Source organism: Nocardia sp. NPDC056952, from assembly GCF_042674185.1.
Classification (GTDB): domain Bacteria; phylum Actinomycetota; class Actinomycetes; order Mycobacteriales; family Mycobacteriaceae; genus Nocardia.
On sequence record NZ_JBHURA010000002.1, the window covers coordinates 547,693 to 569,844 of the forward strand.

At 67.8% G+C, this 22,152-nt stretch carries 23 protein-coding genes; 9 read left to right on the forward strand and 14 right to left on the reverse strand.

The window, feature by feature from the left end:
• Positions 1-48 precede the first annotated feature (48 nt).
• Entirely contained in the window at positions 49-489 is a 441-nt protein-coding gene (locus ACFTS5_RS09760) for a hypothetical protein (protein ID WP_378629350.1), read from the forward strand.
• A 36-nt stretch (positions 490-525) separates the two neighbouring features.
• On the opposite strand, the gene ACFTS5_RS09765 is transcribed toward ACFTS5_RS09760, so the two are convergent.
• Positions 526-1,647 (reverse strand): acyl-CoA dehydrogenase family protein, encoded by a 1,122-nt coding sequence (locus ACFTS5_RS09765; RefSeq protein WP_378629351.1) that lies wholly within the window; start codon positions 1,645-1,647, stop codon positions 526-528.
• A gap of 117 nt (positions 1,648-1,764) precedes the next feature.
• Here ACFTS5_RS09765 and ACFTS5_RS09770 point away from each other — a divergent pair, with 117 nt between their 5' ends.
• Positions 1,765-2,463 (forward strand): winged helix-turn-helix transcriptional regulator, encoded by a 699-nt coding sequence (locus tag ACFTS5_RS09770; RefSeq protein WP_378629354.1) that lies wholly within the window; start codon positions 1,765-1,767, stop codon positions 2,461-2,463.
• Between the two features lie 18 nt (positions 2,464-2,481).
• Here the strand turns inward: ACFTS5_RS09770 and ACFTS5_RS09775 are convergent, their stop codons facing one another.
• On the reverse strand, positions 2,482-3,033 hold the full coding sequence (locus ACFTS5_RS09775) for a hypothetical protein (protein WP_378629355.1): 552 nt from the start codon (positions 3,031-3,033) through the stop codon (positions 2,482-2,484).
• Between the two features lie 129 nt (positions 3,034-3,162).
• On the opposite strand from ACFTS5_RS09775, the gene ACFTS5_RS09780 reads away from it, so the two are divergent.
• Entirely contained in the window at positions 3,163-3,402 is a 240-nt protein-coding gene (locus ACFTS5_RS09780) for a hypothetical protein (RefSeq protein WP_378629358.1), read from the forward strand.
• Between the two features lie 76 nt (positions 3,403-3,478).
• Positions 3,479-4,681, forward strand: coding sequence for a site-specific integrase (locus ACFTS5_RS09785; RefSeq protein WP_378629360.1), 1,203 nt, complete (start codon positions 3,479-3,481; stop codon positions 4,679-4,681).
• Positions 4,682-4,750: 69 nt separating this feature from the next.
• Here the strand turns inward: ACFTS5_RS09785 and ACFTS5_RS09790 are convergent, their stop codons facing one another.
• Positions 4,751-5,233, reverse strand: coding sequence for a nitroreductase family deazaflavin-dependent oxidoreductase (locus tag ACFTS5_RS09790; protein ID WP_378629363.1), 483 nt, complete (start codon positions 5,231-5,233; stop codon positions 4,751-4,753).
• A gap of 110 nt (positions 5,234-5,343) precedes the next feature.
• On the opposite strand from ACFTS5_RS09790, the gene ACFTS5_RS09795 reads away from it, so the two are divergent.
• From ACFTS5_RS09795 to ACFTS5_RS09805, 3 genes are all read left to right on the forward strand, one after another.
• Positions 5,344-5,889, forward strand: a complete 546-nt coding sequence (locus ACFTS5_RS09795) for a nitroreductase/quinone reductase family protein (protein ID WP_378629366.1) — start codon at positions 5,344-5,346, stop codon at positions 5,887-5,889.
• A 234-nt stretch (positions 5,890-6,123) separates the two neighbouring features.
• Positions 6,124-7,455 (forward strand): family 1 glycosylhydrolase, encoded by a 1,332-nt coding sequence (locus tag ACFTS5_RS09800; RefSeq protein WP_378629369.1) that lies wholly within the window; start codon positions 6,124-6,126, stop codon positions 7,453-7,455.
• A 30-nt stretch (positions 7,456-7,485) separates the two neighbouring features.
• A complete protein-coding gene (locus ACFTS5_RS09805; RefSeq protein WP_378629371.1) occupies positions 7,486-8,208 on the forward strand; it encodes a TetR/AcrR family transcriptional regulator in 723 nt (240 codons plus the stop codon).
• 18 nt (positions 8,209-8,226) lie between these two features.
• On the opposite strand, the gene ACFTS5_RS09810 is transcribed toward ACFTS5_RS09805, so the two are convergent.
• From ACFTS5_RS09810 to ACFTS5_RS09825, 4 genes are all read right to left on the reverse strand, one after another.
• On the reverse strand, positions 8,227-9,225 hold the full coding sequence (locus ACFTS5_RS09810) for a diiron oxygenase (RefSeq protein WP_378629374.1): 999 nt from the start codon (positions 9,223-9,225) through the stop codon (positions 8,227-8,229).
• Positions 9,226-9,347: 122 nt separating this feature from the next.
• Positions 9,348-9,941, reverse strand: coding sequence for a hypothetical protein (locus ACFTS5_RS09815; RefSeq protein ID WP_378629376.1), 594 nt, complete (start codon positions 9,939-9,941; stop codon positions 9,348-9,350).
• Positions 9,942-10,025: 84 nt separating this feature from the next.
• A complete protein-coding gene (locus tag ACFTS5_RS09820; protein WP_378629379.1) occupies positions 10,026-10,766 on the reverse strand; it encodes a TetR/AcrR family transcriptional regulator in 741 nt (246 codons plus the stop codon).
• Positions 10,767-10,773: 7 nt separating this feature from the next.
• Entirely contained in the window at positions 10,774-11,508 is a 735-nt protein-coding gene (locus tag ACFTS5_RS09825; protein WP_378629381.1) for a MerR family transcriptional regulator, read from the reverse strand.
• Between the two features lie 78 nt (positions 11,509-11,586).
• Here ACFTS5_RS09825 and ACFTS5_RS09830 point away from each other — a divergent pair, with 78 nt between their 5' ends.
• Positions 11,587-13,314 (forward strand): GMC oxidoreductase, encoded by a 1,728-nt coding sequence (locus tag ACFTS5_RS09830; protein WP_378629383.1) that lies wholly within the window; start codon positions 11,587-11,589, stop codon positions 13,312-13,314.
• A 79-nt stretch (positions 13,315-13,393) separates the two neighbouring features.
• Here ACFTS5_RS09830 and ACFTS5_RS09835 read toward each other — a convergent pair whose 3' ends face one another.
• Positions 13,394-14,275 carry a DUF5995 family protein gene (locus ACFTS5_RS09835; protein ID WP_378629385.1) on the reverse strand — a complete coding sequence of 294 codons (882 nt, stop codon included), beginning with the start codon at positions 14,273-14,275 and terminating at the stop codon, positions 13,394-13,396.
• A gap of 108 nt (positions 14,276-14,383) precedes the next feature.
• On the opposite strand from ACFTS5_RS09835, the gene ACFTS5_RS09840 reads away from it, so the two are divergent.
• Positions 14,384-15,232, forward strand: coding sequence for an SDR family oxidoreductase (locus ACFTS5_RS09840; protein WP_378629388.1), 849 nt, complete (start codon positions 14,384-14,386; stop codon positions 15,230-15,232).
• A 25-nt stretch (positions 15,233-15,257) separates the two neighbouring features.
• Here the strand turns inward: ACFTS5_RS09840 and ACFTS5_RS09845 are convergent, their stop codons facing one another.
• The 6 genes from ACFTS5_RS09845 to ACFTS5_RS09870 form a co-directional block, all read right to left on the reverse strand.
• A complete protein-coding gene (locus ACFTS5_RS09845; RefSeq protein ID WP_378629390.1) occupies positions 15,258-16,832 on the reverse strand; it encodes a regulator in 1,575 nt (524 codons plus the stop codon).
• 15 nt (positions 16,833-16,847) lie between these two features.
• Positions 16,848-17,531 (reverse strand): cysteine hydrolase family protein, encoded by a 684-nt coding sequence (locus ACFTS5_RS09850; protein WP_378629392.1) that lies wholly within the window; start codon positions 17,529-17,531, stop codon positions 16,848-16,850.
• Entirely contained in the window at positions 17,528-18,913 is a 1,386-nt protein-coding gene (locus ACFTS5_RS09855; protein ID WP_378629395.1) for an allophanate hydrolase, read from the reverse strand. Before ACFTS5_RS09855 ends, ACFTS5_RS09850 begins: the two co-directional genes overlap by 4 nt.
• Positions 18,914-18,970: 57 nt before the next feature.
• Positions 18,971-19,636 carry a GntR family transcriptional regulator gene (locus tag ACFTS5_RS09860; RefSeq protein ID WP_378629396.1) on the reverse strand — a complete coding sequence of 222 codons (666 nt, stop codon included), beginning with the start codon at positions 19,634-19,636 and terminating at the stop codon, positions 18,971-18,973.
• 43 nt (positions 19,637-19,679) lie between these two features.
• The gene (locus ACFTS5_RS09865) at positions 19,680-21,038 is read right to left on the reverse strand and encodes a hypothetical protein (RefSeq protein ID WP_378629398.1); all 1,359 of its coding nucleotides are present in this window, start codon (positions 21,036-21,038) and stop codon (positions 19,680-19,682) included.
• A 153-nt stretch (positions 21,039-21,191) separates the two neighbouring features.
• Positions 21,192-22,121, reverse strand: a complete 930-nt coding sequence (locus tag ACFTS5_RS09870; RefSeq protein ID WP_378629401.1) for an IclR family transcriptional regulator — start codon at positions 22,119-22,121, stop codon at positions 21,192-21,194.
• Positions 22,122-22,152: the final 31 nt, after the last annotated feature.

Sequence of the window (22,152 nt, forward strand, 5' to 3'; positions counted from 1 at the left end):
GGTCCGGATGCTGGAGTGGCGTCCGGTCGTGGTGATCTGCGGTCTGACATGAATCCGACCGAACTCGCGGCGGATCTGGATGAACGACAGTTCGCCCGGTACGAATGCCCCTGCTGCGAAGAGCCGATCGAGCGCACCTGGAACATGGTCACCCGCGACGGAATCGGCTACGCGGCGTACTTCGCCAACAGCTACCACCACACCGACCAAGCCCATGACACCTGGATCGACGTCATCTTGGGAACCTGGGACACCGAATCCGCCGACGATCATGTGACTTTCGGTTGCCGTGTCGGCCCGGTCCAGAACAATCCGTACCCGGCGGCGACCCTGGTCCAAGCCTGTCTGGACGGATCCGCCGACGACGTCCACGGAGTGGTGCTCTCGCGCGCGGACGGCTTGGCCCACCCCCGCCTCCCGGAGTTCTGGGATGTCGTCGACTTCGTCTTGGCCAACGACCCGACCGTCACCGCCCACCTGTACCAGTAGACAAGGGGTCACCCGGCGTGGATGACCCCTTGCCGCTCAGTCGAGTGGACTGTGCCCCAACAGAACTCGGCCGCTGAAGCGGGTCTGCTTGGCGCGAGGCAGCGGGTGGAATTGGCAGCCGTGGATGTCGCGGTAGAGGCGTTCCAGGTCGCAGGCACGGGAATAGCCTGCGCCGCCGGTGGTTTCGATCGCCAGGCGGACAGTGGTGATGAGCGCGTCGGCCGCCACGGTTTTGCGGCTGAGGGTGCGGGCGGCGTAGGCGTCGGTGTTGGGGAAACTCAGGTTCTCCGAAGCGGTGAACATGGCGGCCACGAGGTCCTCGGCGGTGGTGTAGGCGTTGAGCATTTCGCCGGCCGACTGGACAGTGTGGGCGTCGGAACGGCCTTCCAGCAGACGCGCGGTGAGCTCGACAGCCGCGTCCGCGACACCGAGATAGGCGGCCAGCACCAAGGGAAGAGCCGCGCCGATCACTACATTCAGCACCGGCGGCCACGGACCCGCCGGGCGGGTCATCGAGATCGCGGCATCGGGCACGAACACCTCGTCGAGCACGACCGTGTGCGACCCGCTCGCCCGCAAACCGAACGAATCCCAGGTCTTGTCGATGCTCACGCCCTCGGCGGCCAACGGGATCGCGAAATGCAGCACCTCACCGTCGCAGCGGACACTGGTGACGAGCACGTCCCCCACCTCACAACCACTCGCGGGCGCCTTCCGCGCACTCACCCTGTACCCACCCTCGACGCGCACGGCCTGACCGTTGGAATCGACCCAATCCGAGGCACCGGTGCTGACCAGAATCGCCCCGCCCGCCACCTTCGCGAACACCGCCGAAGTGTCCACCCCATGGTTGTGCCGCCACACCTGCGCAGCCACCAGGTGCGAATGCATCGCGACCGCGACCGCCGTCGACGGATCGTGCCTGCCGAGTTCACGCAGGATCTCCCCCATCTCCCGATGGGAGGCGCCCCCACCGCCGAACTCGACCGGCACGAGCGCCGCGGACAGACCGCTCGCCCGCAATCGATCGAACGCGGCGACCGAGATTTCGCCGGTGCGGTCCCGCTCAGGGACCTCGAGACGCAAGGTTTCACCGATCTCGCGGGCAACCGAAACCCGGTCGGTGCTGGACGTGGTGTCAGAAATTGTGGAAGTCATGTTTCGAAGGTAGGAAGCGCCGCGATAACCAGATAGTCCAGAAAGTGGACTCTCCCGGTCCAGAAACTGGACCCCGTCGATGTGACGGAGGAGCAATTGCCGACCGCTGAGGTGCCCATGACCATCACGACCGCAGGCTATGGCCAGTACTGCCCGATCTCGCGCGCTCTCGACGTGCTCGGCGAACGGTGGTCGTTGCTCATCCTGCGCGACCTGTTCCTCGGCACCACCCGCTTCAACGACCTCGCCCGCGGGCTACCGGGTCTGTCGCGCAGCCTGCTCGCCAAACGGCTGCGCCAGTTCGAACGCGCCGGACTCATCGAGAAACTCGGCACCGAACACCTGCTCACCGAAGCAGGCAGCCAGCTCGAGCCCATCCTGTTCGGCCTCGGCGAATGGGGCGCACGCTGGACCTTCGGCGCGCCACAGGAGGAAGAACTCGACGCCGCCTTGCTCGTGTGGTGGATGCACACCCGCGTCGACACCTCCATGCTGCCGGGGCGACGGCAGGTGCTGCACGTCCGGTTCACCGACGACGTTCGTCGCTTCTGGATCGTGGTCGAAGGCGCGGTGCCCTCGGTGTGTGAGACCGATCCCGGCTATCCCGTCGACGTCACGATCAGCGCGGATGTCGCCGGACTCTACGAGGTGTGGTTGGGGCGCATGCCGCTCACCCACGCGCAGCGCACCGGGCGGATCACCTTCACCGGCCCGCCCGCGCTGACCCGCCGCATGCCCTCGGTGTTGCGGTTGAGTCCGGTGGCTGGATATGTCGCGGCAACCGCGCGCCCGGATCAGCAAGCACGCGCCTCGTGATCCGGAAGATCTTGCCGTTCAGGCGGATTGGGCTCGCCCGGCGATGCCCATCGCCCAGTGGTACAGCTCTACCGGATCTCCCAGCGTCGCCTGCGATTCAGGTCGCACGAGAACGCCGTTCGCCGCGGACAACAGGTCGTACAGGCCCAGATAGACCCACTCCCACAGCATGCTGTCGAAGTTGTAGGACATCATGGCCTGTTCGACACGCCCGCGGATCTCGGCGATCTCCTTCGACCCCAGTCCCACCCCGTGCAACCGTGCTTCGGTCGCCTGCTGGTCCTCGGCATCGAACCAGGTGTCGAGGAACGGCTCGAGCAGATCAGCCCAGATATCGAGACGTCGATGCACCGCAATCGCGTTGCGTCGGCAGAAATCGTCGAGCGCGAGGCGGTGCTCGGCGCGCACGAACAGCGTCTCACCGGCAGCGGTACGCACGTGTGGAGGTGTCGCGCCCGGATCGGCTTCGCTGATCGCGGATGCCGCGATCACACCGTCGGGATACACCGACGCGCCCGCGAAAGGGTAGTCGGCGAACCGGATTTCCGTGTCGGCGATGACCACCTGCATCGGTCCATGATGTCGGCTCGAGCAGGCCCGGGCCGGGTGTCATGAACTATATGGAACAAAACGTGGCGGTAATCACTACATGCCACGTCATGTTGGCGGCCGCCGTAATCAAAACGTTAGGATTCGACCATGGTGCGTACCGGAGCAGTAACCTCAGAGCCGTACGAACCGAATGTTCCTCTGCCCCAACAGCATCCGGCCCGTCTCGAACTAGTCAGCGAAGCTCCTGACACGGCCGCGGCGCCGACCGGAGCAGTCGACGACCACTTCCCGCGCCTGGGCGACACCAGCTTCCTCACCGGCGCTGCCCGCCACCGCCTCGCGGCCTTCATCCACACCCAGCTCGCCGAACTCGAAGAGATGCCGTGACCGCACGCCGATGACATAAGCTGCGACGCCGGCAACCATCGGCGGCAGAGGCGATTCACGCGGAGGAGTGGCGAGCTTGAGCGACGCATCGGTCGTACTTCCCGAGCAAGTCCGCACCGAGCTGCGCCGCGGAGTGCGCAGCGTCCTCGTCGACACCGCAGCTCTACGCCTGGTTCGCGAACGCTTCGACGACACCCAGGCAGGCGCACTGCGCCGCTACCTCGAAGCGTCCCAATCGGCGAACACCCTGCGCGCCTACCGGACCGACTGGATCGCCTGGGCGGGCTGGTGCGCGGCCGAACACCGACAGGCCCTGCCCGCCGACCCACTCGACGTAGCCGTGTACCTGGCCGCCTCCGCCGACGCCCGACGAGAGAACGGCACGTGGGCGTTCAGCCCGGCCACCCTGGATCGCAAGTCCGCCGCCATCGCCGCAGTCCACGCCGCCAACGGACTCCCCTCACCGACCCGCTCCGACGTCGTGCGACTCACCCTGCGCGGCATCCGCCGCACCCGCCGCACCCCGCCGACCCGGAAACGACCGGTGTTGCTGCACACCCTCGACCAGCTTCTCGCCGAACTCCCCGCACCCGCCTGGCCCACCGAACCCGCGCGCCGCCGAGACGGTCTGGCGTTACTGGTCGGGTTCGCCGGCGCGCTGCGCCGCAGCGAACTGGCGGGCCTGCGCATCAGCGACGTGCACGTACGCACCGACCACACCACCGGCGAACCGCTGCTCGTCGTGCACCTGCCGACAACCAAGACCGACCCGACCGGCATCGCCGAACAGCGCATCGCCCTGCCTCGCGGCAAACACCCACGCACCTGCCCGATCTGCGCGTTCGCCGACTGGGTCCGCCTGCTGGAAGTCCACGCCGACGCCGGCGACGAGGGCGCACGATCCTGGACGGCGAACAACCTCGCCGCCGACACCGCGATCCACCGCTGCCACGGCTTCACCGGAACCCGGCTCAGCACCGACACGGACCGCCCGCTGTTCCCCACCATCAACCGGCACGGCTCGATCGGTGCCACCGCGCTGTCCGGCCGGGCCGTCGCCGAACTCGTCAAGCGCTACGCGGCCCGCGCGGGCCTCGACCCCGACCTGTTCTCCGGGCACTCCCTGCGCGCCGGCTTCGCCACCCAGGCCGCCCTCGGCGGCGCCAGCGACCGCGAGATCATGCGCCAGGGCCGCTGGGCCAACCCCCGCACCGTCCACGGCTACATCCGCACCGCGAATCCGCTCGAAGACAACGCTGTCACCAAACTCGGCCTCTGAATCGCCGCAAACGCTACTCACCGATTCCCGAGGAAGAGAACTTCGCGATCTACCGACAAGGCCCGCTGATCAGGCGATCCGGTCGAGCCGGAAGATGCGGAACTCGCGACCTCCCGAGCGCTGGAACTCCATCTCGTAGCCCGGCCAGAATTCCACGGCCTGGTCCCACACCCGCTTACGCTCGACACCGGTGATCTCGGTGACCGACACCGGGAACGCGGAGCTGCCGTCGAAGCGCGCCGATGCCGTGCGGGCCGCACGCAGGTTCGCCGACCAGGCCGGATGCTCCGGCTTACCCCAGTTCGAGCCCACCAGATAGAAGCCGTCGCCGTCGGGCACACACAGCAGCGAGGTGGTGCGCGGCTGTCCCGACTTGCGCCCGACCACCGTGATCTCGATCGACGGGAGCCCGGCCAGATCGAGCACACCCCACCGACCGCCGCTGAGCCTGCGCAACAGCCGCTCGGTCGGCAGAACGACGCCGGCGCCACGCATCACCCAGGGCTGCGACGCGAACACGCGCGCAAAGCCCGGCAAGGGATTCCAAACCATCCCCGAATCCTGGCTCGAGCGAACCTGGTTCGCCCACTCACGACGGTGTGCTGAGAGCCAACTCACTCGGCGTGCTGGACGATCGATCGCCGCAAGCGGACCATAGGGGCATGGACGAGGCCCGAAACGACGCTCGGCGCACCGCGGCGGAGGCCGAAATCAGCAAACACGGCCGGCTCGTGCGCGGCCCTCGCGACGGCAAGCTGCTCAGCGCGGGCATGCTGCCGTTCTTCCGCCTCCGCACACCCCGTGGGTACGGAATTCTGACCACCACGGGGCGCAAGACCGGTCATCCGCGCCCGAAATGCGTCCGGATCTTCCGCGACGGTGATCGCGCGTACCTGGTCCAGTTGATGCCGCCGCACGTGACAGTTCAGCAGCCCGGCGCGGTCAATGCCTGGCTGCTCAATGTCCGCGCCGATCCGCATGTCACCGTGAAGCTGCCCGGCGGCACCTACAGCGGGATTGCCAGGGAGATCACCGACCCGGCCGAACTCGCCACCGCGCGCGCTCTGCTGTGCGACACCGTGGTGCTGGTCGACTTCGGCGAATGCGCGCTTCACCTGCGCGGTATGCCCTCACGGGCGAAGATCCGGCGGCTGCACGAGTACTGGTTCGACACCGGTCGTGCCGTAGCCGTCGATCTGGCGACTTAGCGGAGGCCCTCCCCCGTCCTTGCTGGTGAGTTCGTCGTTTCGTACGGACATGTCGTGGGTTGAGTAAGTGTTCGGGAATCAAGAGCATTACATGTTTAGATGCGCATATCTACGTAATTACATGTTGTACTTGTGACAAGTTCCAGCCCCGCCGCTCCGCCTCAATTCCCCCGCACAGTCCCCTCGATGTCGCACACTGGATCTCACTCCCCTCCCCTAGCCGCCAGGAGTGCCATGCCCTCCCCCAGTGGTCGACGCATTCTCGCTACATTCGCTGTGGCCGCTTCGGCCCTGCTCGCGACCGGCCCCTCCCCCGCTCTCGCTCGACCACCCGCACCTGCCCACTTGGCGCCCCTCGGACCCGAATTCCTGTGGGGCGTGGCAGCTTCCGGTTTTCAGGCCGAAGGTGATGCGCCGGACAGCAATTGGCGCCGCTATGTCGAATCGGGGAGCACGGTCGACCCCTACCTGAACTCGGTGGACTTTCGCGCTCGATACCGCTCCGACATCGACCTTGCCGCGAAACTCGGTGTGCGGGTGTACCGCATCGGTATCGAGTGGGCCCGGGTTCAACCGCAACCCGGAATCTGGGACGACGCGGCGCTCGCGTTCTACGACGACGTCATCGCGGCGATCACCGAGGCCGGAATGCGGCCGATGCTGACCCTCGACCACTGGGTGTATCCGGGCTGGGTGGCCGACCGCGGCGGCTGGCGCGATCCCGAGATCGTGACGAACTGGCTGTCCAGCGCCCGCCGCGTCGTCGACCGGTACGCCGGCGCCGATCCGCTGTGGGTGACCTTCAACGAGCCCACGTTCTATCTGGTCAACGATCTGCGCCACGGCGGCATCGGCGCGGCCGACGTCCTGACGATGGGTGAACGAATCACCCAGGCCCACAACAGCATCTACGACTACATCCACGCCGTACACCCCGGCGCACAGGTGACCAGCAACGTCGCCTACATCCCCGGCGTCGACGACGCGGTCAGCGGGCCCCTGCTCGACCGGATCTCCGCGCGCCTGGACTACATCGGCATCGACTATTACTACGGCCTCTCCCCCACGCAGCTGCAAGTCCCCGATCCCGACCGCCTCTGGACGATTCCGCTGCAACCCGAAGGCATCTACTACGCGCTCGACCACTATGCCCGGAAGTTTCCCGGCCGCCCGCTCTACATCGTCGAGAACGGCATCCCCACCGAGAACGGCCGGCCACGCGCCGACGGCTACACCCGCGCGGATTCGCTCCGCGACACCGTCTACTGGCTGCAGCGCGCCGTCGCCGACGGCATCCCGCTGATGGGCTACAACTACTGGAGCCTGACCGACAACTACGAATGGGGCTCCTACACACCCCGTTTCGGCCTCTACACCGTCGACGTGCTCACCGACCCGACGCTGACCCGCACACCGACCGACGCGGTCGCGGCCTACCGGGCGATCACCACGGCGGGTGGCGTCGGCCCCGACTACCGGCCGACGCGCCCCGTCGCTCCGTGCTCGCTCGTCGACGGGCTCGCCAGTTGCACCGATCCGGTGTCGGTCCCCCCGGTAGGGGTTTGAAGCGTCAACGTTTGCTCTACACTCGGGCGGGTGTCGAGCACAGCGTCACGCCCCTCCAGCGCCGTGAGCGGCAGGCAAGCCCGATGGCAGCCGCACAACGACAGCCGCCGGGAGCGGATCGTGCTGGCCGCGGTCGAGCTGATCGAACAGGCGCCCGCCGGTGTCGAGGTGCCGATCATCCAGATCGCCGAGCACGCGGGGCTCGCGAAATCGGTGGTCTACCGGCAGTTCGCCGGCCGCGACGAGCTGGATCGCCGGATCAGGAGCGAGATCGCCGACCGTTTCGTGGCCGACATCGAGGACGCGCTCGACATCGCCGAGGGCTCCATCCACGAAATCCTGGTGCGCACGATCGGCGGCGTAGTCACCTGGATCCAGGACCATCCCCGATTACACGAGTTCCTGCGGACCGGGCCGTCGGAGGCCGATCCCGATATCGACGCGATGAGCGCCCTGATCGCCACCATCGCGGGATCGACCCGGGCTCTGGTCACCGGTCTGGCCGGGGTGGTCGGCGTGACCGACGAGGCCTCGGCCGACACGATGACCTTCGCCATCGTGTCGATGACCGAGGCCACCGTCACCCGCTGGGCCAACGACCCCGTGCCCGCCCTCACCAGGGATCAGCTCATCGAGGAAGTCGCCTCCTACGCCTGGCACGTGGTCGACGGCGTCGCCCGCCGCCACGGCCTGAACCTCGATCCCGATCAGCAGCTCACCGAGATCATCACCCAGCTGGTCGCCGGCAACTGAGTCACCGCCGGGATCCGCTCACGCGACGCGGCGCGCGCTTCGCTCCGGCTCGCTGCGGTAGCGCGATGCCGGCCCGTCGATACCGAACTTGCGCCACAGCCACTTCGCGGTCGGGTTCATCAGACCGAGGTCATTGGCCAGTTTGCGCATATCGCCGAAGTAGCCCGACAGGATCTGCTGGGAATGCTCCGACTTCCAGAACGCCTGCTCGATGACCTCGCGTGGAATGTCGAACTCGCGCTCGAACGACCGCGGCGGCGCCATGATCTCGTTGGCCAGCCAGCGCATCGCGATCGGGAAGGCCACCGAGCAGACGCCACGATTGAACTTGCCCATCCGCCCGATGTGCGCGGTGAGGAAGTCACCGGCGAAGGAGATGTGACGCGCTTCCTCGGCGATATGGATCTCCATGGTGCGCAACACCATCGGCGGCATCGTCGCGCCCGCGCGGATCACGGCCTTCTGATAGTGATCGATCGGTTCCTCGCCGCCGAGGATGCCGATGAACAGGATCGTGTGGGCGTAGCCGCCAGCCACACCGATCAGCGGCGACAACGCGCGAAACAGCGGCCGCATGCCGGGCACGTCGACGTCGATGCGGTTGACCAGCTCCTGGAACATCTGGATGTGGTTGCACTCTTCGGTCATCTCGTGCAAGCAGTACCGGAACTCGGGCGACCCGTTCGGCAGCTTCATGATGTATTGCATCATTCCGCGGATCAGGATGCTCTCGAAGGCGGCGCCGACCTTGATCGAATTGGCTGTGCGCCATTTGCCGATCGCGATGCGCCGGTCCAGCGGTTGATCGCGGTACCACTGCGTAGCGCCGAGCGGGTCGATCTCCGGCGAGAGGACCCACCGCACGTCGTTCGGGTCAAGGGCGAGCTCGGGCGAATCCCAGTCGATATCGAGGTAGGGATCGAAATGACGGTCGACAGACCCCTGTGACAGGGTTGCCAGCGCCTCTCGGTACTCCTCGGTGATGGGTCCGCCACGGCTCGATTCGGTCAGCGTCATCGGTGCCTCCTCGGTTCGCGTCCGGCGCGCACGGCACTGTTATCGCCGTCACACCGTTACCCCGAGAATAACTGAGACCGTCAGTCCCACACAACCCTGACGCGATAACGTTTTCTCCCCGCCTATTCGACGAGCAGCACCACCAACTGACGAGCCAGTTCGACATCACCGGGACCACCGAGCCAGATCAGTGGGCGACGTTGATCGAGATGGTCCAGCGCTTCGGGCAGAGACACGAAGACACGATCGGCGCGTACGACGCAGACCTGGGGTACGGACTCGGAGACGGCGGGTCCACCATCGACATCGAGTGCCAGCGAACCGGTCGACGCGTCGCCCGCTACCGCATCGCGAACCACCGCGTCGCCGGACTCGACCGAATCCGAACCGCTGTGCACGACCTGATGGCCCGGTGCGCCGGCCCAGTGATCCAGCCACGCCGGGCCCGGCTCGACCGCGGCGAGCACTGTCTGCACGCTCATGCCGTAGAGGACGTCGGCGACCGCGGCGGGCAGGCCCGCGACATCGACGGTGCGCACCAGCGAACCGTGCTCGCGCAATCGGTCGACGAACCGTTCGAGCACCTCGGCCCGTTCGGTCGGATCCACGATCGCGTGCCTGCCCGCGGATCGACGCATGGGTACCCGACGCTCGTCCTCGGGCAGGTCGAGCAGCCCGTCACGGACTCGGCGCAAGATCTCCTCGCGAGAATTCACTCGGGCACTCTCCTTCGTTGGCGACGTCGATGTCGCCGTTCACACATTCCCTCTCCCCACATACCGCGGGAACTCTTCAATTCGCTACCGTACCGACCGGTCCACTTGATCCGGGCGCGGCACGACGAAGCCCAGCAGTTGCAAGAGCTGGTCGATGTTCAGGTCGAAGATCTCCGCCCGGTCAGCGAAGGTATCGCGCCCGTACATGTCGAACACGTCGAAGTTCACGGCACCGAAGAGCGTGGTCCACGCGGTGAGGGCGGACGCGATCACCCGATCGGGGGCGGCGAGGCCGAACTGCTCGCGGATCGCCGCGAAATCGGCGGCCGTACGCGGGGAGATCGCGGGGTCGAGCACGGGGCCGTCGAGCTGGCCCCGCCGGAAGGCGCTGTCGACGATGCCCAGCAGAATCGCGATCACGCGCACGCCCGGCGCTTCCGTGTCGGCGGCCGGTGCGGCATAGCCCGGGACTGGGGTGCCGAAGAGCAGGCCGTACCAGGCGGGTTCGGCCAACGCCCACTCCCGCACCGCTCGCGCGGCGACCCGGAAGCGGGTCGCGGGGTCGTCGGGTGCGTCGAGCAGGGCCGCGTCGACCGCGTCGCCCAGCGCGTTGTAGCCGTCGACCACCAGCATGGTCAGCAGTTCGTCGCGGCTGCGGACATACCGGTACACCGCCGACGACACCACGCCCAGATCGCGGGCAACCGCGCGCAACGACAACGCCGCCGCACCCTGCGTGGCCAAATGCTCGCGGCCGATGCGTTTGATGTCGGCGATCGTCTGCGCGCGGGCCAGTGCGCGCGGACCCAGCTGATCGGAGCTCATCGTCCGATCATCGCCCACTCGCGGCACGGGCCGGATCCCGGCGTCCGGCCGTGTCGTCCTCGGCGGCGGCGCGTTCGATCTCGGCGGCCAGGGTCGCGCCGCCGACCGCCCAGGCCGTCGCCAGCAATCGGTCGCGGAAGCGGCTCAGATCCACGGCCACCCCTTCACCGCCGTAACCGGTGCCCGCCGCGTCGCGCACCGTACCGACCACCTCGTCGGCGAGATCGGCGATGCGCGACTGGATCAGCGTCCGCAAGACCCCGCTGAGCGTGACGTCGAAACCCACGTCGTAGAGCACGAGTGCGGCCTTGAGCATCGTGCGGTCCGCGACGAACCACCGGTGGCCGCGTCGTTCCAGATATCCCGCCGCGGCGAGTTCGGTGAGGACATCGGTGCCACGCTCCCCCAGCATCGCGGCGAGTTCGGCATCGTCGAGGTAGGACGAGCGTTCGATGGACTGTCCCGCCCGTGGATCGAACAGCGTGCGCCAGTCGCCCGCCTGCGGCTCGGTGTCGAACACCTCGCGGATGGCGTCCAGCCGCAGCCCGCGTGCCTGCATGGCGACGATGTCGCGCAGCCGGTCCAAGTGCTCGTCGGTGTAGACGACTTCCTTGCCCGCTCGGCCGGGTTTCGGCAGCACGCCGAGCGAGTGGTAATAGCGGATGGTGCGCGACGCCACGCCGCTGACGTCGGCGAGTTCCGCTCGGGTGTATCGGGCCACCCGACCAGCATAGGTGGGCACGGAGCCTACGTTGACAGCTCTGGCTGTCGCCATTAGCGTTACCCGCGTCACTGTCGACACCGATCGAGGAGCTCCCCCATGCCCGAGCGCACCACCGATTTCGACGTTCTGATCGTCGGTTCCGGCTTCGGTGGCAGTGTCACCGCACTGCGGCTGGTGGAGAAGGGCTACAAGGTCGGCGTCATCGAAGCCGGTCGCCGCTTCGCCGATGACGAACTGCCCAAGACCAGCTGGGACCTGCGCAAATTCGTGTGGGCGCCCAAGCTCGGCTGCTACGGCATCCAGCGCATCCACCCGCTGCGCGACGTCCTGATCCTGGGCGGCGCCGGCGTCGGCGGTGGCTCGCTGAACTACGCCAACACCCTGTACGTGCCGCCGGAGCCGTTCTTCCAGGACCCGCAGTGGCGCGAGATCACCGACTGGCGCAGCGAGCTCACCCCTTATTACGAGCAAGCGAAGAAGATGCTCGGTGTGGTGACAAATCCCCACATGACTCCCGCCGACGAGATCTTCAAGGCCGTCGCCGAGGACATGGGTGTGGGCGAGACGTTCGTGCAGACACCCGTCGGGGTGTTCTTCGGTACGCCCGGCAAGACCGAGGCCGACCCCTACTTCGGTGGTGTCGGCCCCGAGCGCACCGGCTGCGTGGAGTGCGGCGACTGCATGGTCGGCTGTAAGTTCGGCGCCAAGAACACCTTGGTGAAGAACTACCTCTACCTCGCGGAACAGGCCGGTGCACAGGTCATTCCGATGACCACGGTGTCATCGCTGCGGCCGCTGCCCGACGGCACCTGGGATGTGGCCACCGAGCGCACCGGCGCCTGGGTGCGCAAGGCGCCCAAGACCTTGACCGCCAAGCATGTCGTGCTCGCGGCGGGCACGCTCGGCACGCAGAAGTTGCTGCACGCGATGCGCGACGAAGGTGCGCTGCCGAACCTGTCGGACAAGCTCGGCCTGCTCACCCGTACGAACTCCGAGTCGATCGTCGGTGCCGCGACCAAGACGCTCGGGCCCGACCAGGACTTCACCAAGGGCGTCGCGATCACCTCGTCGATCCACCCCACCCCCGACACCCACGTCGAGCCGGTGCGCTACGGCAAGGGCTCGAACTCGATGGGCATGCTGCAAACCCTCATGGTCGACGGCGGCGGGCGGGTGCCGCGGTGGCTGCGGTTCCTGGGCCTCGTGCTGTCCAATCCCCTGATCTTCCTGCGCTTCATGAGTGTGAAGAACTGGAGCGAGCGCACGATCATCTCCCTCGTCATGCAGCACCTGGACAACTCGATCACCACCTACACCAAGCGCGGCCTGTTCGGCGGCCGCAAGCTGACCTCCAAACAGGGCCACGGACAACCGAACCCGACCTGGATCCCGGCGGGCAACGATGTGACCCGCCGGGTCGCGGAAAAGATCGGCGGCGTCGCCGGTGGTACCTGGGGTGATGTGTTCAATGTGCCGATGACCGCGCACTTCCTCGGCGGCGCGGCGATCGGCGCCGACCGTGAGCACGGCGTGATCGACGCCTACCACCGCGTGTACGGCTACCCGACGCTCAGCGTCGTCGACGGCGCCGCGGTGTCGGCCAACCTCGGCGTGAACCCGTCGCTCACCATCACCGCCCAGGCCGAGCGCGCAGCCGCCTACTGGCCGAACAAGGGCGAACTCGACACCCGCCCCGACCAGAACGCCGGCTACACCAAGATCGCGCCGGTCCGCCCGAACCAGCCGGTCGTGCCCGCGGGCGCACCCGCCGCCCTGGTCCTGCCGATCGTCGAGATCCGCAGCTCGGAGAAGACCGCGGGCTGATCAGAACGAACCCGGCCCCGGCCTCGCGGTCACCCACCGCGAGGCCGGGGCCGTCTCGAATCCGGCTTCGCAGACGTGCTCAGAGTGCGTTGATTCGGGCCAGTGCTTCGAAAGCCAGATCGGCGGCCTGCCACAGGGCCGTGACCTCGGTGCGGATGGCCGGTGCGAGAGCGGGGTCTTGCAGGGCGAGGCCGTTGGTGAAGATCACCGTGTTCGCGCCGAGGTCGGCGGCGATGAGCATCTGCTCGGTGGCGACGCCGGCGCCGAACAGCTGGTCCAATCCCTCACCGACGAAATAGAACCGCCACAGCGGGCCGAGGTCGGCGCCGTAGGCCGCCTTGGTGCGGTCGATGATCACGTCGCCGACCGAGGCGATGCCGGCCACGATCTTGAAGTAGTCCGGCGCGTTCTCCGGCCTGCTGCCCACGGCTGCCACCGAGTAGGTCAGGTCGACGGTGAGGTGTGCGTTGTAGCCGGCCATGGCGGTGCGGGCGCGCGACGCCCCACAGTCGCGGGCGAGTGCGAAATAGTGTGCCCATTGTGGTTCCGCGATGCCACCGGTGAATTCGGCATGCAGATTGTCGAGAAATCGGCGCAGCAGTTCCGAGCTGATGGCGTGCGCGTACTCGCGGTTCGCGAACGCGGCCGGGTTGCGCTGCATCGGCATCACCGCGGCGTATTCGACGCCGTCGAGCCCGATCGCGAACAGTCCGCGTAGGTCGCGATGCTCGACGAGGATCTCGGTGATCCGGTGATGGCGGGCCACCGCGTCCTCGAGCCGGCCCAGGCTGTCGGCGCCGGAGATCGCCGACGTGTCCGACAACCGCGCGATCTCGTCGATGTCGGTCTGGGACAGGGTGGACCCACAGGCCGTGTCCCCGGCCGCGCCCGCGGCCGGGCCCGCGGGCAGAATCAGTGCCGCGACGGTGACACAGGCGGCTATTGCACTCGATACGCGCACGCGCCGATTCCACCATCTCTCGGCGCGATTCGCGCATCGACGCGCACATCGACCCACCCGATGGGCGTGTCGGCCCACCGCGCCGCGAGGGGCCCATAGCCTGGACCGATGCCGGAGACGATTGCGATTTCAGGGGCCAGCGGACAAATCGGCGGCCGCGTTGCCCGTCTGCTCGCCCCCTCGGGCGCCCGCCTGCGACTGCTGGGACGCCACGTCGAGCACATCGCGCCGATCGACGGCGCCACCACGGCCACCATCGACTTCGGCGATCCGACCACCGTGGCGGCCGCGCTCGACGGCGTGCAGACCTTCTTCTTCGTCTCGGCCACCGAGAGCGCCGACCGCGCGGCTCAGCAGACGGCGGTGGTGAACGCCGCGAAAGACGTGGGCGTGCAACGGATCGTGTATCTGTCGTTCGTGGGGGCCGCGCCCGATGCCACGTTCACGTTCGGCCGTGACCACTGGTACACCGAACAGGCCATCCGCGCCTCCGGCCTCGCGTTCACCTTCCTGCGCGACAACCAGTACCAGGACATCATCCCGCATTTCGCCGACGCCGACGGGGTGATCGAAGGTCCGGCCGGTGACGGCGAAGTCGCCGCGGTCACCCGTGCCGATGTGGCGGATTGCGCTGCGGCGGTGCTCGGTTCGGACGCGCACGACGGCACGACCTTCGACCTCACCGGCCCGCGAGCTTTCAGCCTGACCACCGCCACCGCCGAGATGACCGAAGTCCTCGCCCGACCGTTCCGCTACGTCGAGCAGACCGTCGACGAGGCTTACGCCTCCCGCGCGAAGTACAACGCGCCGAAATGGGAAGTCGACGGCTGGGTCAGCACCTACACCGCGATCGCCCAGGGCGACCTCGCGCAGGTCACCGACGCGGTCCCGCACCTGACGGGCCACCTGGCCATCGACTTCCGCGATTTCCTCGCGACACTGCCGAAGAACTCCTGAACTCTGGGGAGTCGCGCCGACCGGCTTACCCGGTCGTCTCCTCGGTAGCGGGTGTTGTCGCCGGCAGCAGCGAGTACGCCAGGCAGACGAGCGCGAAGAACAAGTAACCGAGTGCCACACCGGGCGCGGCGGCCCATTCGACCGCGTGCGCGTGAATCAGTCCGATCCAGCTCAATCCGGCGCCGATGATCGCCGCCACTCCCGCCGCACGGAAACGTTTGTCGAGGATGAACGTGACGATCGCACCGAGCACGAGACCGGCCAGTACCGCACCGGACCCGAACACTTTCAGCCCGTCATAGACCACGCCCGCTTGACCGAGCGCGTCCGAGCCGACCTTCGCCGCCGATGTTCCCGCTGCGGACAGCGCGTTGTCGATCTGGGTGACGGCCCACTCCGCCAGGTTGGGCAGCAGCGCGGCCACGACCGCCACCGCGTGGATCCGCGGCACCGCCTGGAATGCTTGCGCGCCGATCAGCAGGCCGATGTAGAGCAGGATCGGAACGATCGCCGGGATGGGCAGCAGCGTGGCGAGGATGCCGAAAAGCCCCAGCAGGCACATGATGCCGATGGTCAGGCCACTGGCGAGGGAATAACCCGTGCGCCCGCCCGCGTCCTTCCAACCCGGGTGACCGATGTAGACGGCGGGTGGGAAGGGCGAGCCGAAGCCCGCGCCGATCACCGCACCGAAACCGTCGGCCAGCAGCACGCTGCGCAGGTTGTAGTTGTCGCCCGCGGCGGCGGCGCTTTCCACGTTGCTCATGGCTTCGGTGAAGTTGTAGATGCCCAGCGGGATGGCGGTGGCCAGCAGCGGAGCGAGGTTGCCGAGTCCGTCGAAGAGCAGGTCGAGGCGCAGGTCGGGCAGCCCGAGCGCGATGTCGTGCGCGGCCTGGGCGACATCGGGTGCCGACATGTACCCACCGATCCAGCCGATCGCCGTGCCGACCAGCAGCGCGACCAGCCCGACTGGGATGTTGCCCGGCAGCTTGATGTCGGTGAAGAAACCGATCAGGATGATGGCCAGCACCGGCAGTCCGATCCAGGCCACCTCCCACATCTGCGCGGCGGGGCGCATGGCGATGAAGGTGATCGAGATGCCGGCCAGGGTGCCGAGCATCGCTGCACGCGGGGTGACCTTGCGGATGTAGGGGCCGACGAAGGCGCCGATCATCACGATCACGCCGATCATGAACGCCCAGGCCAGCCCGGCTGCCCACGCCTGCAAGGGATCTCCGGTGGCCAGGTAGATCGGCAGCATCACCACGAACACGACGATGAACATGTGCGGAACGCTCGGCCCGTAGGGCAGTGCGGTGACATCGGCGCGTCCTTCGCGGCGGGCCAGGCGCCTCGCCAGCACCATGTAGTACAAGTTGCCCAGCACGAGCGCGACGCCGAGGGCGGGCAGCACCGTGCCGAGCACATCGGTGCTGGGAATCTTCACCACCGCGATGGTGAGTGTGGTCAGGGTGAGGACGTTGACCAGGATGTTGAACGCCAGCCCGAAGAAGGCGTTGGTATCTCCCCTGGTCCACCACGGAAGTGCTAGTGGCGCAGGTTGTTCCGGTGTGACTGTTGTTTTCGAGGTGTCGACGGACATGGTGGATCCTGTTCGCTAGGCCGTGACGGGGGCGGTGGTGCCGAGTGCGGCGATGACATCCGCGGAGCCGGCGACCCAGCCGAAGATCGCGCCCTGAGCCGCGATCATCGCCAGTCCGACGCGCTGGAATTCGGGGAAATAGGAGCCGACGCAGTCCGCGACCACGAGGCATTCGTAGCCGCGGTCATTGGCCTCGCGGACGGTGGTGTGGACGCAGACCTCGGTGGTGACGCCGGCGACGAGCAGGGTGGTGATCGAATGCTGTTGCAGCACAGCGGCCAGGTCGGTCGCGTAGAAAGCGCCTTTGCCCGGCTTGTCGATGACGGTCTCGCCGTCGAGCGGCGCCAGTTCGTCGATGATGTCGTGGCCGTACTCACCGCGGATCAGGATGCGCCCGAATCGCCCCGGATCACCGATGCGCTGCGAGGGGTTGCCGCGCCGAAGTTTCGACGGTGGGCAATCGGACAGGTCCGGCAGGTGGCCCTCTCGGGTGTGGATCACTGTGATCCCCGCGGCCCTGGCCGAGGCGAGCACACCGGTGAGAGGTTCGATGACGGTGCGCAACAGCGCCACGTCGTTGCCGAGGCTTTCGCCGAAGCCACCGGGGAGCAGGAAGTCTCGCTGCATGTCGATGATGACGAGCGCGGTCGTGGTGGGATCGAAGGTGAACGGGCTCGGGGTGGCGGGGATTTCGGTCATCGTCGCTCCTGCAGGGATACCGGGCCGAGGTGGTGGGGCAGTGCGGTGGTGCGCGGTTCGTCCAGCAGCCGTGCGGCGGCGGCGAGAACGAGGTCGTCGGCGAGTGCCGGGCCGAACACCATGAGCGAGACCGGCCTGCCGTCGCGGGTGGTGCCGCCGGGAACCGCGATCGCGGTCAGGTCGAGGAGATTGCCGAAATGGGTGTAGTGGCCGAGCACGGTGTTGGTCGCGATGGGGTCGGCCAGCACCTCGGGGACCGTGAAGGTGGTGCCGATGGTCGGCACCGCCACCGCGTCGACCTCGTCCCATATCCGGGCGACCTCAGCGCGCAGTTCCTGCAAACGTTGCTGTGCGCGGAACACGTCCACGGCGCTGAATTGCCGTCCACTGTCCAGGATTTCCCGGATCACGGGCAGGATCGAGTCGGGCCTATCGGTCAGGAACTCGTCGAACTCGACCAGACGTTCCGCGACCCACGGACCTTGGTAGAGCAGCGCGCCCGCGGCGAGGAAGGGTGCGAGTGTCGTGTCGACGCAGCTGAACCCCATTCCCGGCAACCTGTCTCGCGTACCGAGGTGTGCCGCGCGCATGGCGTCGTCGCCGAAGAACTCGAGCTCCTGCGGTGCCGGTAGGCCGAGCCGGATCGGGCCACCGGGGAATCGTCCTCCTCTGGCGCGGGTCCACGGATCCTCGTGATCGACCGCCATGATCACCTCGGCGACCAGGTCCAGGTCCTCGACAGTGGTCGCCATGAGGGTGAGGCAGTCCAGCGACTTACACGCGGGCACCAGCCCGACGGTGCTGATCAGGCCGCGCGACGGCTTCCAGCCGACGATGCCGTTGAGTGCGGCGGGTACGCGGCCCGAACCCGCCGTATCGGTGGCCACACAGAACGGCACCTGGCCGAGGGCGACCGCGAGCGCCGATCCAGAACTGGAACCGCCGGAGATCAGATCGCCGCCGAAGACGCTGCGCGGCACCGGGTACGGAGTTCGGGTGCCGTTGAGGCCGGTCGCGAACTGGTCGAGATTGGTCTTGCCGACGAACAGCGCGCCCGCGTCGAGCAGGCGCTGCACGGCGGGTGCGGTGCGGGTGGCGAGGTAGGCGTAGTCGGGGCAGGCCAGCGTTGTCGGATAGCCGGCGACGTCGATACTGTCCTTCACCCCGAAGGGAACGCCGTACAGCGGCAGCGTCCGTGCACCGGGCATGCGTTCGATAGCCGCAGCGGCAGCGAGCAATTCGTCACGGGGTACCGGGGTGATCCAGGTGCCGTCGTCGCCGCGCGCGGCGATCGCGTCGGCCACTCGCGCCGCGGTTCTGGTCGGGGAGCCGTTGCCGCCCTGGTGCTGGGCGAGGATCTCGGTGACCGTAGAGCCTGTCATGTTGTCGATTGTCGACAGAAAGTGTGACGGCGGGAGGATCGGTCTGTATCGGATGTGTTAGCAGATACCGAGTTTCAGGTATGTTTGCTCGCCGTGCTGACGGAGCGCGGTCTCCGCCCGCAGCGGGTCGTTGGTCTCCAGCGCGGCGAGCAGTTCCTGATGTCGGCGCACACCTTCGCGACGGGCGCCCACCTCGGTTTCCTCACGGAGATTGCGTGCCATCGCGAGCTGTAGTTTCACCAGGATCTGCTCGTACACGAGGTCCAGTTGCCGATTGCCCGCCAGCGCGACGATTTCGGCGTGAAAGCGGCGGTGGGCGTCGTCGCGGGCGACCCAGTCCTTGCGCCGGTCCGCCGCGGTCAGTTCCGCGAGCGCCGTGCGCACCCGCCCCAGCCGCAGGTCCGTACTCGGGAGGGCGACGGTCACCGCGTGCTGTTCCAGCGCCCGCCGCACCTCGAACAACTCGACGATGTCGCGCGCCGACCACACCACGACCCGATACCCACGCCGCGGCAGATGCTCGACGAGACCCTGCTCGGCCAGGCGCCGCAGCGCCTCCCGCACCGGCGCCCGGCTGATCCCGAGCCGCGCGCACAGGGCTTCCTCGCCTACCCGCTCCCCCGGCGCCAACGCGCCGCTGAGAACCTGCGCGCGCACGTGCTCAGCGGTCATCTCCACCAGACTCGCCGGGAGATCGGTCGAATTCGATGCGGCTGCCGTCATGAGTCGAGTCTACGAACAGCGAACCGGGTGGCGCCGACGCCGCTTAGACCAGGCGCAGGCTGTCGATCATCTTCTTGGCCTGATCGGCGGTGAGTTCGCCGGTGGTGCCGCGGTCGACGAGGATGGTCAGGACGAGGGTTGTATTGGCGGCGTTGCGAAAGCCGAAGGTGTAGACGGAGTAGGCATTCGCGGTGCAGCCCGGGATCTGCGGGGTCCACGGGCCCGTGGTCTCGACGAATTGGCCGCTGATTCCGCTCTGGGTCTTCAACGACGTCGGCGCGCTGATCTTTCCGCCGGTCGGGTCCGAATATCCCCCTGCCGCGGCTATTTTCGCGACACTCTTCGCGGCGGCCGCCACCTCGGTCTCGGTGGTCGAGGTCACCGCGGCCATCGCGCGATACACCGAGCCGGGGCAGTAGTCGGCTCCCTCGGTCGCCTGGCCGCGACCGTCGATCGCGCCCGTCGCGTTGGAGAACGACATGGTGTCGCTTTCGGAGTGGACCGTCCACGCCGAGGGCACGTCGTAGGCGACGCGATAGGAGGCGATGAGCACGCCCTTCGAGCCGGGCGCGAGCGGTGCGGTACTGGTGCCCGACAGTGGTCCTGATTTCGTCGTGGTGGTGGACGTGCTCGCCGAGGTGGTGGACTCGTCCGAGGAGCTGGCAGCGAACCCGACGGCAACGGCGACCCCGATCACCAGCACGACGACCACCGCGATCGCCGCGATGATCGCGCCCGAACCGCCACTGCGCCGCGGGGGAGGCGAATACTGCTGTGGCGCATAGCCGTACGGCTGCTGGCCGTACGCCGGCTGCTGGGCGAACTGACCCGATCCGAATTGGGACCCGTACGGCTGCTGACCGGTCCCGGGCTGAGACGCGTAAGACTGTCCACCACCGGACTGCGCTGCATACGGGTTGTGACCCGCTCCGGGTTGCTGCCCGTACGCCTGCTGACCGCTCCCCGGCTGGGCCGCATACGGATCGTGGCCCGCCCCGGGTTGCGGCCCGTAGGCCTGCTGCCCGGTCCACGGTTGTCCGACCACTGTCGGCGGCGCGAATGGGTGCTGCCCGCTGCCCGGCTGTCCCGCTCCGGACTGCTGCCAAGGCTGCCCGGTTCCGGGTTGCGGCCCGTACGGCTGCTCACCCGTCCCCGGTGGTGCGAATTGCTGCCCGAACACGGTGGGCGGCGCGATCGGATGCTGCCCGCTCCCAGGGTGATTCGCTCCCGGCTGCGGGTCGGCAGCGGGCTGCCGGCTGTCTTGCGGTCGGGGGGCCGACTGCTCGGCCGGGTTGCCGGGCGAGCGCAGGATGGTGGGGTCGGCGGGGGGTTGTGCGGCGGGGTCAGGGGTGGGGCCTGACATTCCGGGCGCCTCCCACCACCGATCACTGTCGTTTGCCACGGCCCGTCCTTCCTCGCCATCTGCCTCCACGACCGTCGAGCGGGTCGCGTTCGGTCAGATCCCCTCTCAGAGTAATGGCGAACCATCGTCGCCGAGAACTCGAAATGGTGCGTTCGCGGGTAGCCCGGGTGTCACTGGAAACCGAACGCGGGGTCAGTCCCCGAGACCGCCGGAGGTGATTCGGTCGGCGGCGTTCACCGTCGCCGCGCCGAGCTCGCTCAAGGCAAGGGCCGACAGCCGACTGTCGGGGCAGCTCACGACCGCGGCGACGACCGCACCGGTGCGATCGCGGATCGGGGCGGACAGCGTGACGACGGCGTTCTCGGGGCCGAGTTCGTCGGGCAGGTAGTCGATGGTGATCAGTTCGGTGATGACGGAACCGAGTTGGGCGCGCAGGGCGGCCGTGATCGGTGAATCACGCAGGCCCGCCAGCACTTCCAGCATCGGTGTCGAATCGTCGACCAGCCGTTCGACCGAGTAGCCACGGGTGCGGATCTCGGCGAGCACGCGCGCGAGGCGGTCGCGGTGGGCCGGGTCGGCGGTGGCCAGCCAGGCCTGCTGGACGGGTTCGGGCGCCCAGGCGATGAATTCGCGGCAGACGGGGGGCGCGAGCGGCAGGCGCCTGCCCGGACGGATCCAGCCGGCCGAGGGATGCCCGACGACCTCGGTGACCACGATGCTGTCCCCGGCGCGCTCGGCGAGGAACACCGGCACACCCACCTTCTCGGACAGGTCTCGCAGGTGCGGCACCGCGGTGCGACGCAGCGGAAACGCCGCTTCGGCACGCCGGGCGACGGTCAGCAGCCGCAGCCCGATGCCGTAGCAGCCGTCGTCGTCGCGCACGGTCCAGCCATCGGCGGTGAGCTGGGTGAGTACGGCATGCGCGGTGGCGCGCGACAGCCCCGCTTCGCGCACGATCCGAGCCAGCGACAACCGGTCGGTGGCATGTCGTGACAGCAGCTCGAGCACTTTCACCACGCGCTGTGTCGGCGGCGACGCGGCGCCCGGAATCTCGGCATCACCCATCGAATCAGGGTTCACCTCTTGACCGGCGCGCTCGGCCCGGCTTATCGTCGGTGTCACAATACCGAACAATAGCGTCGAATATTCGACA